The organism is Ramlibacter sp. G4-7 (assembly GCF_057784995.1).
This window is the reverse complement of record NZ_JBYNTT010000001.1, coordinates 477,546-490,695: the sequence shown is the minus strand read 5'-3', so window position 1 is coordinate 490,695 and position 13,150 is coordinate 477,546. Positions and strand designations below refer to the sequence as shown.

Annotated in this window: 12 protein-coding genes; 10 read left to right on the top strand and 2 right to left on the bottom strand. The window is 66.6% G+C overall.

From position 1 onward, the window contains the following. From AC3EGR_RS02385 to AC3EGR_RS02375, 3 genes are read left to right on the top strand one after another with little or no spacing between them, the layout of a single operon-like run. Nucleotides 1–1,236 (top strand): hypothetical protein, encoded by a 1,236-nt coding sequence (locus AC3EGR_RS02385; protein ID WP_488544826.1) that lies wholly within the window; start codon nt 1–3, stop codon nt 1,234–1,236. Next, nucleotides 1,227–2,669, top strand: a complete 1,443-nt coding sequence (locus AC3EGR_RS02380; RefSeq protein WP_488544825.1) for an O-antigen ligase family protein — start codon at nt 1,227–1,229, stop codon at nt 2,667–2,669. The genes AC3EGR_RS02385 and AC3EGR_RS02380 overlap by 10 nt, the downstream gene beginning before the upstream one ends. Beyond that, on the top strand, nt 2,662–3,450 hold the full coding sequence (locus AC3EGR_RS02375) for a tyrosine-protein phosphatase (RefSeq protein ID WP_488544824.1): 789 nt from the start codon (nt 2,662–2,664) through the stop codon (nt 3,448–3,450). The genes AC3EGR_RS02380 and AC3EGR_RS02375 overlap by 8 nt, the downstream gene beginning before the upstream one ends. Here the strand turns inward: AC3EGR_RS02375 and AC3EGR_RS02370 are convergent, their stop codons facing one another. Continuing rightward, the gene (locus AC3EGR_RS02370; RefSeq protein WP_488544823.1) at nt 3,451–3,759 is read right to left on the bottom strand and encodes a hypothetical protein; all 309 of its coding nucleotides are present in this window, start codon (nt 3,757–3,759) and stop codon (nt 3,451–3,453) included. 128 nt (nt 3,760–3,887) lie between these two features. Here AC3EGR_RS02370 and AC3EGR_RS02365 point away from each other — a divergent pair, with 128 nt between their 5' ends. The 3 genes from AC3EGR_RS02365 to AC3EGR_RS02355 all read left to right on the top strand — a co-directional run bounded on the left by AC3EGR_RS02365 (nt 3,888) and on the right by AC3EGR_RS02355 (nt 5,949). Then, nucleotides 3,888–4,859: a Bug family tripartite tricarboxylate transporter substrate binding protein gene (locus AC3EGR_RS02365; protein ID WP_488544822.1), complete on the top strand. Its 972-nt coding sequence runs from the start codon at nt 3,888–3,890 to the stop codon at nt 4,857–4,859. Between the two features lie 99 nt (nt 4,860–4,958). Continuing rightward, on the top strand, nt 4,959–5,504 hold the full coding sequence (locus AC3EGR_RS02360) for a hypothetical protein (RefSeq protein WP_488544821.1): 546 nt from the start codon (nt 4,959–4,961) through the stop codon (nt 5,502–5,504). A gap of 79 nt (nt 5,505–5,583) precedes the next feature. Then, nucleotides 5,584–5,949: a VanZ family protein gene (locus tag AC3EGR_RS02355; protein WP_488544820.1), complete on the top strand. Its 366-nt coding sequence runs from the start codon at nt 5,584–5,586 to the stop codon at nt 5,947–5,949. 42 nt (nt 5,950–5,991) lie between these two features. Here the strand turns inward: AC3EGR_RS02355 and AC3EGR_RS02350 are convergent, their stop codons facing one another. Continuing rightward, nucleotides 5,992–6,561: a hypothetical protein gene (locus tag AC3EGR_RS02350; protein ID WP_488544819.1), complete on the bottom strand. Its 570-nt coding sequence runs from the start codon at nt 6,559–6,561 to the stop codon at nt 5,992–5,994. 335 nt (nt 6,562–6,896) lie between these two features. Between AC3EGR_RS02350 and AC3EGR_RS02345 the strand changes: the two genes are divergently transcribed. The 4 genes from AC3EGR_RS02345 (at nt 6,897) to AC3EGR_RS02330 (ending at nt 13,051) form a co-directional block, all read left to right on the top strand. Beyond that, complete coding sequence (locus tag AC3EGR_RS02345) at nt 6,897–9,095, top strand: YjbH domain-containing protein (RefSeq protein ID WP_488544818.1); 2,199 nt, start codon at nt 6,897–6,899, stop codon at nt 9,093–9,095. 98 nt (nt 9,096–9,193) lie between these two features. Further along, nucleotides 9,194–10,360: a polysaccharide biosynthesis/export family protein gene (locus tag AC3EGR_RS02340; protein WP_488544817.1), complete on the top strand. Its 1,167-nt coding sequence runs from the start codon at nt 9,194–9,196 to the stop codon at nt 10,358–10,360. Beyond that, complete coding sequence (locus AC3EGR_RS02335) at nt 10,357–10,788, top strand: low molecular weight protein-tyrosine-phosphatase (protein ID WP_488544816.1); 432 nt, start codon at nt 10,357–10,359, stop codon at nt 10,786–10,788. Before AC3EGR_RS02340 ends, AC3EGR_RS02335 begins: the two co-directional genes overlap by 4 nt. 10 nt (nt 10,789–10,798) lie before the next feature. Then, nucleotides 10,799–13,051, top strand: a complete 2,253-nt coding sequence (locus tag AC3EGR_RS02330) for a polysaccharide biosynthesis tyrosine autokinase (protein WP_488544815.1) — start codon at nt 10,799–10,801, stop codon at nt 13,049–13,051. The last annotated feature ends 99 nt before the right edge of the window (nt 13,052–13,150 follow it).

The following is a 13,150-nucleotide window of genomic DNA, read 5'->3' as shown; positions in this document are numbered from 1 at the left end:
ATGATGCGACTCGCGATGCACCGCTGGATCCTCGCAGCTCTTGGAGCCTTCGCGGCCGCCATGCTGTTCGGGCAGGCCCTGTCCACGCACCTGCACAATGCCTGCGTCGAGCTGGACACGCCGTACCTGCCGCTTTGCCCTGAGCAGCGGGAGGAAGTCGCCCGCGCCGAACTGCTGGACCGGCTCGAACGAAACCCCGGCGATTCGACCGCGTGGACATCGCTGCTGGCGGGCGATACCACCCGCAGCGCGCTTCCCGGGGCGATCCTCGTGGCTCCGCACCAGCACGCCGTCGCGCGATGGCGCGCGCTGCTCGCCCTGGAATCGGGCAAGCTGGAGGAAGCGGTCGCCGTCTTGGTCGGCATCCTGCGGTACCGCACTTCGCCCGAAAGCGCGAAGGTTCTTGCGCAGATCGCCGTGACGCCGGAGGGCCTCGGCCTGCTGCGCCCGCACATGCGCACCGCGCAGAGATGGTTGCCGCAGGTGCTGGCCGCCGGCCGCGGCCTGAAGCAGTCCCCCTCCGAACTGCTGCCGCTGGTGGCGATGGCACAGTCGCAGGGGCGCATCGCCCCGCAAGTGGGCCAGGACTACATGCGCTCCCTGAAGGCGGCGGGCCTCTGGCTGGACGCCTACGGCTTCTGGGTGGCGCAGCACAAGGACGTGGTGCCCCTGCTTTACAACGGCAGCTTCGACCAACCCTTCGCGTCCGAAGGCTTCGACTGGGAGATCCGGCCGACGCTCAGGAGCCGCGCGGGCTACCTGGTCGACCAGGAATCGGTGGCGCGCCGCGGACTGGTGCTGGCCGTCGAATTCACGGGGCGCACCTTCACGGTCCCCGTGGTGCGCCAGTTCCTGTTCACCCCGCCCGGCACCTACCGCCTGCGCGGCGACTACATGGTGCTGCGGCTGCGGTCCGAGCAAGGGCTGGCCTGGACGGTGCAGTGCCCGGGCAAGCGCAGCGAAGTGGGCCGCTCCGAGGCGCTGCGTGACACGGGCGGCGCATGGCGCCAGCTGGAGTTCGAATTCACCGTTCCGGCCGACTGCGGGCCGGTAGTGAGCGTGCAGCTCCAACCATCTTCGCCCCTGGACGCACAACTGGGCATGCGGGGAGCAGCGGCTTTCGACGCGTTCAATCTTGCGCCGTCGGTGTCCGGCAGTGTTCCGCCGGATCCGGTGCAAAGGAACATGCGTGCCATCGTGCCCGTCCACCGCACCAGGAGCCCCGCATGTTGCTGAAGCCGGCGAATTCCATCGACGCGTATTCGCTGGAGGGCGAGGACAAGGGGCTGGTCGGCGCGGTTGCCTTCATTGCGCTGCTCTTCCTGATCATTGCTTCGCCCTTGATGCGGGGCGGCAACCGGCACGTCGCCCTGATCGCGCTGGAAGGCGCGGGGCTCGTCTTCCTGGTGGCGCTCATCCCCGCGGCGGTCACCATCCACACGCGCCTCACGTGGCGGTCCGTTCTGATTGCGTTCGTGCTGTTCAGTCCCTTGTGGCTGGCGTTCCTGTACCTGTTTCCCATCCCGGCATCCCTGTGGGTCCTGGCGCCAGGCCGCGACCTGTACCCCGCAGCCCTGGCCTCCGTCGGCGTGGACCTGAATGCCAGGCTGCCCCTGTCCCTGGTCCCGGACGCCACGGCGGCCTCCCTGCTCTCGGGCATTCCGTTGGTGGCCGCGTTCATCGCCGGGTTTGCCTTGCGGGTGCCGCAGGTGGAGCGCATCCTCGCCGCGTTCCTCGTCGTCGCCTTCGTGGAAGTCGCCATGGGCCTGCTGCAGGCCGGCGGAGGAGCGAGCTCGACGCTCTATTTCGGCGTGCCTGGCGGGCGCCCGTTCGCCACGTTCGCCAACCCCAACCACTTCGCGAACTACCTCGGCATGGCCCTGGTGGTGTACATCTGGTTCGCGAGCAGCAAGACGCAGTCGCGCCGGCGCCAAAGCCATCGCGGGATGGAGGCGCGGACGCGGCTGGTCGCCCTCTGGGGTTTCGGCGCCTTGCTGCTCGTGCTCGGCATCCTGCTTTCGCGCTCGCGCGGCGCGGCGTTGGCCGGCCTGACGGCCGCCTTGTGCGCGTTCGCCCTCGCCTTCGCCTCGGGATCCCGGTTGCGCTACTTGCGCCTGCTGCTCGTCGCCTCCTTCGTGGTGCTGGTCGGCGCCGTGGCCATGATGGGTTCGGACCTCCTGGCCACGCGTTTCAGCCTGCAGGTGATCGGGACCAGCGCCGAGATTCGCAGCCTCCTTGCGAAATCGACCATGGAAGGCGCCGCGCTCTTTTGGCCGCTCGGCGCCGGGTGGGGCACCTTCGGTACCGTGTACCCCCGCTTCCAGCCTCCGGCCATCGTCGGCAGCGCCGGCTACGCCCACCACGACTATGCGCAGCTGCTGTTCGAAGGCGGCATCTTTTCCGTGCTCCTGATGGCCGCCGTCGCGGTCCTGCTTGCCGCGCGCGCCATCGAGCTGCTGCGCAATGCGCGCCGCCGCGGCCGCCTGCGCAGCGAGGAAATGATGAGCGCGGTGTGCGGCGTCGGGCTCGTGGGGTTCCTGCTGCATTCCTTCATCGAGTTCAACATGCACATCCCCGCCAACGCGATCATGGCGTGCCTCCTGGCAGGCATCTACCTGCGTCCGCTGGGCCACGACACGACCAGGGAACCGGTAGCAAAGCATGATTGACCTGCACTGCCACATCCTGCCTGCCATCGACGATGGATCGCGCAGCCTCGACATGTCGCTGGAGATGGCGCGGATGGCCGTCGACGACGGCATCACCATGATCGCGTGCACGCCGCACATCTACCCCGGGCTGTACATGAACGACACCGCGGGCATCAAGGCCGCCCGCGACAACCTGCAGCGCGAGTTCGACCAGCGCGGCATCCCGCTCCAGCTCACCACCGGCGCCGACGTGCACCTGGTCCCCGGCCTGGTCGACGGCCTGCGCTCGGGCATCGTGCCCACGCTGCACGACACGCGCTACCTGCTGCTGGAGCCTTCGCACCACGTGGCGCCACCCCACTTCCAGGAATCCGTGTTCCGGCTCGTGGCGGAAGGCTACGTGCCGGTCATCACGCACCCGGAGCGCCTGACCTGGGTCGAGGACAACTACCCGGTGTTCGGCGAGCTCGTGAAACAGGGGGCGTGGATGCAGCTCACCGCCGCGTCGCTCACGGGCTTGTTCGGCGCGCGTGCCCAGTACTGGAGCGAACGCTTTCTCGACGACGGGCTCACGCACATCCTGGCGACCGACGCGCACTCCAACGGCCGCCGCTCGCCGGTGATGTCCAAGGCGCGTGCGATCGCCGAGCGCATGCTCGGGCGCGAAGAGGCCGAGCTGCTCGTGCGCGGCCGGCAGGAATGCATGCTGCGCAACGTTCCACCTTCGGCCGTGCCCCCGCGGCCGGACGTCGAGCCGCGGCGCGAAGGCTGGTTCCAGAAGCTGTTCGGCGGCCGCTGATCAGCGGTGCCGGGCGCGCCAGTCGGCGTACGCCTGGTCGATGCGGCGTTGCCGCGCCCCCGCATCGAGGTCCGTCGTCGGCGCGGCGGCGCCCGCCCCCATCTTCCGCGTCGCGTGGTGCGCGCTCGCGTGCGTCTCGACCTTCTTCTGGCTCTTCTTGTGCACCTTCGCCGGCGCGTGCGCCTTTTCCGCGGGTGCCGCCGCGGGTGCCGTGCCGTCGCCGGACATCTTGGCGCTGCCACCGGGTGCCTGCGCGAGGGCGGTGCCGCCGGCGAGCGCCAGCGCGATGAGCAATGCGGGGATCTTCATGGGGGTTCCTTTCTGGAGGGCCTCTCTCACAACGCAATGCCGCGAGCGGCGCGCGTCGGACGCCGCAAAAGCGCGGCGTGGGAGAAGGCAGACCCAGCCATGCCCGGCGGACTTGCGACAATGGCGGCATGAAACGCCGAGCACTGATCCTCTCCTCCCTCAGCGCGGCCGCCGTCGCCGCCGCTCCCGCAGCCCGGGCACAGGCCCGCCCCATCCGCATCATCGTGCCCTATGCCGCCGGCGGCCCGATCGACGTCACGGCGCGCGTGCTGGCCGAGCGCGTGAAGGACTCGCTGGGCCCGGTGATCATCGAGAACCGTCCGGGCGGCGGCGGCAACATCGGTGCCGATGCGGTGGCGAAGTCCGCGCCCGACGGAACGACCATCGGCATCTCCGCCGTGGCCACGCATGCGATCAACCCCTGGTTGTTCTCGAAGATGCCGTACGACGCGGTGAAGGACTTTTCGCCCATCACGCAGATGGTGCGCGTGCCCAACGTGCTGGTCGTGAACGCGGAGACGGCGGCGCGCCTGAAGATCAACAGCCTAGGCGACCTGATCGCGTACGCGAAGGCGAACCCGGGCAGGCTCAATTACGGCAGCGGCGGCAACGGCAGCGCCGGGCACCTGGCCGGCGAGATGTTCAAGCGTGACGCCGGCATCTTCGCGGTGCACATCCCGTACAACGGCGGCAATCCCGCGCAGCTGGCCCTGCTCTCCGGCCAGGTGGACTTCAATTTCGACAATCTCGCAACAGCCGCGCCCAACATCCGATCCGGCAAGCTCAAGGCCCTGGCCGTGACCACCTTGAACCGCTCGCCCAGCCTGCCCGACGCGCCGCCCGTTGCCGATACGCTGAAAGGCTTCGCCATCGACACCTGGTGGGGCCTGGTCGGCCCGGCCGGCATGCCGCGCGAGGTAGTGCAGAAACTCAACCAGGCCTTTGTCGCGGCGCTGAATTCCCCGGAAGCGAAGACGCGCTTCGCCGGACTGCTGGCCGAGCCCGTGCCCACCAGCCCCGAGGAATTCGGCCGCTTCATGCAGGCCGAACTGACCAAATACGAGAAAGTGGTGAAGGCCTCGGGCGCTAAGGTGGATTGACAGCTGAGCCGCGGCTCCTACAGGCCTTGTGAGATTTGTCTGACACCGGCTACCTCAGCCGCGCTGGACATTGGGCACAACTACAACGAGGAGCCCGCCATGAGGTCGCTGTGCAATCTCCTGGGTTTGGTGGTCGCAATCGCGGCGGTCGGCACGGCCGCGGCGCAGACGAGTGGCGCGCTGCGCTGGCGCGCGAACAGCGCTCCGCTCGGGCTGCAGGCCGCGGGTGCGCAGGCTCCGCTACCCTGCGGCAGCTACACCCTCTCGTGCAGCGACAGCACGACCTTGCCCCTGTACACGAGCGTCACGGCACCGCGAAGCCTGAGCATGCAGGTGAGCCCGAACGAGGCCACGTCCATGCGCCTGGCAGGCACGCAGGGGCTGAACGTCAAGTTGGTCGGCAAGGCGAGCATCGCCCCGGAACTGGGTGTGTACGGCCGCGTGGGGACGACGCTGAACCGCACTGCGCCCGCGCTTGGCGGCACGGCGAACGGGGAAAGCGGCCTGACCTATGGGGTCGGCTTCAGCTGGGACTTCTCGCGCAGCGCATCGGCTTCCATGGGGCTGGACAGCTATGACATCCGGGGCAGCATGGGGGACCAGCGGGAGGTGCGTACGAGTTTGGGGTTGCAGTGGCGGTATTGACTTGCGCTATCAAGGCAACAGCAGAATCTGCACGCGACGCCACGATAATCCAGGGATCAATAAGTCAACGACCGAGCACGTGATCCCATCGGCACAGGACCGCAGGCAGCGGCCGGGTCTTCTGGCGCTGGCCGTCGTCGTTCTGTTGATTGGCACCACGATGCCCGGCGCCCTGAAGGGGAGCATCGAAGGCGAGCTTTGGCACGGCTGGCCCTGGTCGGCTTTCGCGCATTTCACCCTCTTCGCGCTCATCGCCGCGACCCCCGCGTATGGCGAAGACCGCTGGTGGCCTTTCAGGGCGGCGGCCCTCGCCCTCGCCTTGGCGTTCATCACCGAATTCCTGCAGCAATTCGTCCCGGGGCGACACCCGCTCGTGCGCGACGGGTTCATCGACCTGGCGGGAACGCTCACGGGGCTGATGATCGCGGTGGCGCGACGCCGATGAAAAAAGCCCGCCGAAGCGGGCTTTTCATCCAGAGAGCGGGGATCAGGAACCCGAACCGCCGGTGGCCGGCGTCACCGTCACGGTGCCCACCACGACGCCGTCGACGATCACGTCGCCGGACGGAGTGACATCCACCGTCAGTTGAACGGCGGCCGACGTGTTGGTACCCAACACGAAAGTCACCGCCTTCGCGGCAGCCGCTGCGTCCACGGCCACGCCCGCCGTCGGGATCTTCAGCTCGCACGGGCTCACTTCCACGCGCGCGCCCACTGCCAGCTTGGAGCCGGCCGCGAAGGTGGAGTCCGTCACGGTGAAGATGCACGAGCCGAAACTCAGGTTGCCGCTCGCGTTGCCTTCCGACGAAGCCACGCTGAAGGTCGAAGCGCTATTGACGGTAAGCGTCGTCGGGCTGCTGGTACCCAGGGCCGTGACGCCGGTCGCGAAAGCGAAGGACTCGCCAGTGACCGCACCCACCGACTTGGCGGTGATGGGAGCGGTCGTATTGCTGGACGCGGCGAGAGGCGCCGAATCACCGCCACCCCCGCCGCCACATGCGACGAGCATGGCGGAGGCCGCCAGCAGCGAAAAGAGGCCGAGGCCGAGCTTCTTCAAAATTCAAACTCCTTGTGCGTGTTGCTGCCAAAAGGACTTCCTTGGCAAGCCTTCGAGGGTACTGGTTTTGTGTTTAAACGTAAACCATCGGGGACCTGAATGCGCCCGATCTGTAGTTTTGTCATCCGTGGCGACTTTAGTGTTCATCTACAATCGAACCCCAAGAATGTGTTTTCCAACACAATTCGATGCGCTCCCAGTTTGCAAACATTCAGTAACGAACGCAGAATCGCGGGTTCACCTCAGGTAATCACCGCCCTCCAGCCTTTCGCCAGGTACGCCGCCGTCCCTCGAGGTTCGGGGACCGTTCCCGCGCCCTGACACCGCTTCTCCTCATGCGTTCCTGTTTCGCCCTCATGGTGGGGGCCACCGCGTCCTTGTGCCTCGCCCAGACGCCCCCCACCACACTCACACAGGCCGGCTACACCGGCTTGGGGATCACGCCCAACGCACATCTTCTCGGCTGGGGGCGCATGGAGTTCGCGTACGACAACCAGCTCCCCGGTGCCGTGCGCAATCCCTCCGGCCACAACTACGTCCTCGGTTTTGGATTGCTGCCGAACCTCGAGATCGCGGGGCGACTGGCTGCCAATTCCCCACTGGACCGCAGCTGCTTTGGCCCACCGGGCTGTGGCGTGCGCGATCTCTCGGCGTCCGCGAAACTGGGCATCGGGCTGGATGCCGCAGGCCGCTTTCGCATCGCAGGCGGCGCGACGGACGTGGGCGGGGCCGCCACCAATTTCCGCAGCTACTACGGAGTGCTCACGTACAACGAAGGGCGTTGGGAAGCGAGCGCCGGATACGCTCGCAACAGCAGCAGCGGCTCCAACGCGCCGCGCTCACCACTCGACGGCCCATTCGCCGCCGCGGCCTGGCAGCCGTTGCCCTGGGTGCGCGGGCAAGTGGAATACACCGACGGCAATGCCTGGGCGGGGGTGCGCCTGTTCGCTCCCAGGGAGTGGCTGCCGGATGGGTGGTCTGCCTACCTGGGCGCCAACCAACGCCTGACCAGCACCACGCTGACCGAAAAGACGTGGCTGAGCGCAGGCTTGTCCATCCCCCTGTACAAGGTCCCCAAGCTGCCGGCGGGTGGCGAGCAGGTTCCACCTCCGGCTTTGCGCGGGAACCAGCAGCCACTGCCTGCGTACGAAGCCCTCACAGCCCCGGTGCCTGGCCTCGCGTGGCCTCAGCCGCAGCCCTCATCGGCGCGTACGTCCTCCTCGCCTGTCGATGATGGCCGGCTCCACGAGCTTGCCGCAGCACTCCGCGCACGGGGGCTGGAAGACCTCTGGGTCGGCCGGATGGAAGATGGCTCGGTAGCCGTGCGAGCCAACAACGCGACCTACAACTGGAACTCGGTGGATGCGCTCGGCGCTGCACTGGCAGCGATCGCCCAAGCGCTCGGGGAGTCCAGGACCGCGTACCGCTTCGTGCTGACACAACGCCAGACCCCGTTGGTGGGCGTGACGGGACAAGCCGACTGCCTCCGGCAATGGATTCAGAGCGACACACCCGCTTGCGCAGCGGGAGAGCTCTCCACTCCGGGGACCACCGTCCTGGACCGCTTGCACACGGGCGCAAGCTGGGTCGTTCGCGGCGAGTCACCGAGCTGGAAAACCCTGCGCGTGAGCCTCAGCCCCGTGCTGCGCACGAACCTCGGAACGGAGGTCGGCGCCTTCGACTACTCACTGGGGGCCAATGTGGGGCTGCAACTTCCGCTCTGGGCCGGGGCCAGCGTGGAGGCACGGTACGACGTGCCCTTGGCAAACAGCGCCAATTACGAGCCGGGCGGACTCTTTTACGGCCGCCGGGTGCAATCCCGCTTGGAGCGCGCCGCCTTCACCCAGACGCTTCGCCTACCCCTGGAAACCTGGATGCGCGAGTCTGACGACGTGAGCATCCATCGCCACGGGCTCGGCAGCGTGGTGGCACAAGGGTCCATCGGCCGGTTCGGCAATTTCTACGACGGCGTGCACGGCGCGCTTCGCTGGGAGCCGGGGGACGGCAAGCACAGGCTCAGTGCGGAAGCAGGATGGTTCGAGCACCAGGAGTTCGGCCTCGCGGGCTCGCCTGGGCCACGCAATCCCAGGCCTGCCCTCGTGCAATACCGCTACCACCTGGCCCCGACGCGTACCTACTGGGAAGCGACGGCCGGCAACTTCATGAACAACGACTACGGGTTCCAGCTTGGCCTGCGGCAGTGGTTCAGCGACGTGGCAGTGCACGTGTACTACAAACGAACGCAGTTCGAGAACACGTCCGCGCGTCAGTTCGTGGGGATCCAGGTGTCCGTACCCATCGGCCCGCGCAAGGACATGAACCCGAACGGGATCCAGGTGACGGGCACGCCCCGGTTCACGCACGGCATCGAATCGGTGGTGCGGGAGACTGCAAACGCGGTGAGCACAGGGTACGGCGCATTGCCGCCGGTTCCGTCGCTCGAGAGCGTGTTCAATTCGGACCGCGCGGGCCTGGCGTACTTCCAGGACAACGTACCCCGTATCCGGGATGCCGCAAGGCAGTCCGCGCGGTAGGGACCTTTTCACGTTTAACGAAACCAGCCGAAAGGCCGAAGTGCAACGGTCGAGCTGTACGTTAGAGTTACTCGCTTCGCCTCGCGCGACATAAGAACATGGGGCTCATGCATCGCTTTATTCCCGGCCGGCTGGCCACGTTGATGGCGCTCGCCGTGGCCTTGCTGCAAGGCTGCGCCGTCGTCACGGCGCCAGGCTTCGACTATGCCGACCCGGCGGATCGCACGAGCATCACGCTGGGGCAGTACGTCCCCGCGGATGCGGCGAATCCGCCGCAAGGCGTCGTGACGCCGATCACGCCGCAGCTGATTCAGGCCGAACGGCTGCAGCAGCCCGCCGGGGTAGCGGCGGATATCCAGGCGCTCTTTGCCACTGCAAAGCCGTACACGATCGGGGTGAGCGACATCTTGCAGGTCGTCGTCTACGACCACCCGGAACTGCTGCCAAGCGCAGGGACCGTGGTCAACCAGCAGGCCGACCCGACAGGCATCAGCAGTGCCCCGGGCTTCATCGTCGATGCGAACGGCCAGATCTTCTTCCCGCACGCAGGCCGCGTCACGGTGGCGGGACTGACGGAGGCGCAGGCCGCCGAGATCGTCGCAAACCGGATCCGCCGCGTCATCAAGGACCCGCAGGTCACCGTTCGCATCAACTCCTTCCGCAGCAGGCGGGCGTATGTCGATGGTGAGGTGCGGGTGCCGGGCACGCAGATCTTCACCGATGTCGCGATGACACTCCCGGAGGCGATCAACCGCGCCGGCGGCGTCACGGCCAACGGAGACCGTTCCTTCGTCACGCTCACGCGTGCAGAGAAGACCGTGGTGATCGACCTCCTGCGCCTGCAGGAGCTGGGCATCAATCCCACCCGGATCCTGCTGGAAAACGGCGACCTGGTGACGGTCCGTCATCGCGAGGAGCGAAAGGTGTTCGTGATGGGCGAGATCCTTCGGCCGACGGCTCTCCAGATGCGCAACGGCCGCATGACGCTGAACGAGGCTCTCGGCGAGGCAGGCGGCCCGAACCTGGGGACGGCCAACACGGACCAGATCTACGTGATCCGCAACAACACGGAAGGCCAGCCGGTTGTCTTCCACCTCAAGGCGAACAATCCAATTGCGCTGGCCTTGGCGGAAAGCTTCCCCCTGCGTCCGCGCGATGTGGTTTACATCGACCCCGTGCCGCTGGTGTACTGGAACCGCATCATCAGCCTGATCCTGCCGAGCGCGCAGGCGCTGAATCTTGGACGGCAAGTGATCAGTCCATGAAGTCCATCCTGGTCCTGTGCGAGGGCAACATCTGCCGCAGCCCGATGGCCGCGGGCCTGTTGGCCGCAGCTCTCCCCGACCTGAGCGTTCGCTCCGCGGGGCTGGGTGCGTTGGTGGGCGAGCATGCACAGGAGAAGGCCGTGTCGCTGATGCGCGATCGCGGCATCGACATCAGCGGCCACCGTGCCCGCCAAGTCACGCGGGGCATGTGCCTCGAATCCGACGTGATCCTGGTCATGGACCGCGAGCAACGCCAACGGCTGCAGGACATGTACCCGGAAGCTTGCGGCCGCGTGTTCCGCATCGGTGAGTACGCGGATCTGGATGTTCCCGATCCTTACCGACAACCCACGCAAGCCTTCCGGCACGCGCTCAATTTGCTCGACCTGAGCATCCAGCCTTGGCTGCAACGCATCCAGAGACTTTGAAGAGCCCACCATGAATGCTCCGCACCCGTTGCAGAACCAATTGCTGGCCCGTCCCGCGCCGATGGAAGATGATGAAGACACCATCAATCTGGTCGAATACTGGGACATCCTCGTCGACAACCGCTGGCTCATAGGCGCTGTAACGGCCGTCGCGTTAGCGGTCGGAGTCACTTATGCGGTGCTCGCCCGGCCGGTCTACGAGGCCAACACGCTGATCCAGGTCGAAGACAGCGCGGGCAGCGCCAAGGACCTGATCGGCCAGGCGGCCGGGCTGGTGGACGTCAAGACAGCAACCTCCGCCGAACTTGAAATCCTCCGCTCACGTCTCGTGATCGGCCAGGCCGTGGACGGCGCACGGCTGTACATCTCCGCGCGCCCTCGCTATTTGCCCTTGGTCGGCTCCATGGTGGCGGCTCATTCCAAGGACTTGTCTGAGCCCGGCTTCCTTGGCGTGTCCGGCTACGTCATGGGCACGGAGTCGATCACCGTGCCGACGTTCAACGTTCCCCGGGACATGGAAGGCTCGCCATTCCGCCTGAGCGTGCTGGAGGGCGGGCAGTTCGTCCTGCGTCACGTCGATCACAACCAAGTATGGCGCGGGTCGGTGGGGAAGCCTCTGGTCGCGAACACGCCCTCGGGTGTGCTCGAACTCACCGTGAGCAGCCTGGAAGCCAAGCCCGGCGCCGACTTCGAACTGGTGCGCCGCTCGCGACTCGCGGCCATCGAGGATCTGCAGGCGACGCTGCGCCTGACGGAAAAGGGCCGGCAGTCCGGCGTGATTGAAGCCACGCTGCGTGGCGGCGATCCGGATCAACTCACGACGATCCTGAATGGTATCGGTCGCCAGTATGTGCTCCAGAACACCGAGCGCAAGGCGGCTGAGGCCGGCAAGACCCTGGCTTTCCTGGACACGCAGCTGCCGCAGTTCAAGAAGCAGCTCACGCAAGCCGAGGAGCAATACAACAGCTACCGCAACCAGCAGGGGACGGTTGCACTCGACGAGGAAGCGAAGCTGGTGCTGGCGCAAAGCGTCGACCTCCAGGCCAAACTGATGGAGGCACAGCAGAAGCGGCGTGAACTCATTGGCCGCTTCACTTCGGAGCATCCGTCGGTGAAGACCCTGGATGACCAGATCGCTGCCTGGACGAACGAAATCGGGCGCATGAATGCGCGCATTCAGCGCATGCCCAACGTGCAGCAGGACGCATTGCGCCTGGAGCGCAACGTGAAGCTCAATAGCGAGCTGTACCAGCAACTGCAGAACAGCGCCCTGCAGCTGCAACTGGTGCGCGAAGGCAAGATAGGCAACGTGCGCGTCATCGACGAAGCCGCCCGGCCGGAAAAGCCGGTCGGTCCAAACCGGCTGGCTGTCCTCGGTGTTGCCGGCATCCTCGGCCTGCTTGGTGGCGTGATGTTCGCCCTAGCACGCAACGCATTCTTCCGCGGCGTCCGCAATGCGCAGGAGATCGAGGCCGAGACCAACCTCAACGTCTACAGCACGATTCCTCTCAGCACGGTCCAGGAGTCCCTGGCGCGCAAGGCCTCCGAGAAACAACCTGGCTTGCATGTGCTCGCGGCTCAGATGCCCGACGACCCCGCCGTGGAAAGCCTGCGCAGCCTGCGCACGGCGCTGCAGTTCGCGATGCTGGAGGCACCGAACAACCGCATCATCATCACCGGCCCCACTCCGGGTGTTGGCAAGAGCTTCGTGTCCGCCAACTTTGCCGCCCTGCTCGCAAGCACAGGCAAGCGCGTGCTGCTGATCGACGCCGACCTGCGGAAGGGCCCGCTGAGCGAGTACTTCGGCGTTCCGCGCACGGGCGGCCTGTCGGAACTGGTGCTCGGGTCGATTTCTGCCAAGGAGGCCGTGCGGCGCAACCTGCTGCCCAATCTGGACCTGATCACCACGGGCAAGAGACCGCCCAACCCGGCCGAACTCATGACGAGCAGCGCGCTGATGGCGTTGTTGCAACAGTTCTCTGCGCAGTACGACCTGGTGATCATCGACACGCCGCCGGTGCTGGTGGCAGCGGACACGCCATCCATCGCGGCGCAAGCCGGCACCTTGCTGCTGGTGGCGCGCGCAGGCGAGACGCAAATGGGTGAAGTCCACGAGTCCGCGAAGCGTCTCACGCATGCAGGCAAGAGCGTCACCGGCGTCCTGCTCAACGCGCTCGACCTGAGCCGCCGTCACTACGGCAGCTATGCGTACAAGTACGGCGGGTACCGCTACCGCGAGTACAGCTACACAGAGTCGCGCTAGGGCTCATGGGCCTGCCCTCCGCTCGCACGGATCGTGCGGGAACGCGCTTGCGTGGGGAAAATCCCGCACCGCGTGATGTATTTTGGCCTAAGTGGTCTT

What these genes read in the sequence shown, in the direction of transcription:
- AC3EGR_RS02335 (WP_488544816.1), top strand. Translation starts at nt 10,357, where the DNA reads ATGAAGTCCATCCTGGTCCTGTGCGAGGGCAACATCTGCCGCAGCCCG.
- AC3EGR_RS02365 (WP_488544822.1), top strand. Translation starts at nt 3,888, where the DNA reads ATGAAACGCCGAGCACTGATCCTCTCCTCCCTCAGCGCGGCCGCCGTC.
- AC3EGR_RS02360 (WP_488544821.1), top strand. Translation starts at nt 4,959, where the DNA reads ATGAGGTCGCTGTGCAATCTCCTGGGTTTGGTGGTCGCAATCGCGGCG.
- AC3EGR_RS02345 (WP_488544818.1), top strand. Translation starts at nt 6,897, where the DNA reads ATGCGTTCCTGTTTCGCCCTCATGGTGGGGGCCACCGCGTCCTTGTGC.
- AC3EGR_RS02375 (WP_488544824.1), top strand. Translation starts at nt 2,662, where the DNA reads ATGATTGACCTGCACTGCCACATCCTGCCTGCCATCGACGATGGATCG.
- AC3EGR_RS02385 (WP_488544826.1), top strand. Translation starts at nt 1, where the DNA reads ATGATGCGACTCGCGATGCACCGCTGGATCCTCGCAGCTCTTGGAGCC.
- AC3EGR_RS02330 (WP_488544815.1), top strand. Translation starts at nt 10,799, where the DNA reads ATGAATGCTCCGCACCCGTTGCAGAACCAATTGCTGGCCCGTCCCGCG.
- AC3EGR_RS02380 (WP_488544825.1), top strand. Translation starts at nt 1,227, where the DNA reads ATGTTGCTGAAGCCGGCGAATTCCATCGACGCGTATTCGCTGGAGGGC.
- AC3EGR_RS02340 (WP_488544817.1), top strand. Translation starts at nt 9,194, where the DNA reads ATGGGGCTCATGCATCGCTTTATTCCCGGCCGGCTGGCCACGTTGATG.
- AC3EGR_RS02370 (WP_488544823.1), bottom strand. Translation starts at nt 3,759, where the DNA reads ATGAAGATCCCCGCATTGCTCATCGCGCTGGCGCTCGCCGGCGGCACC.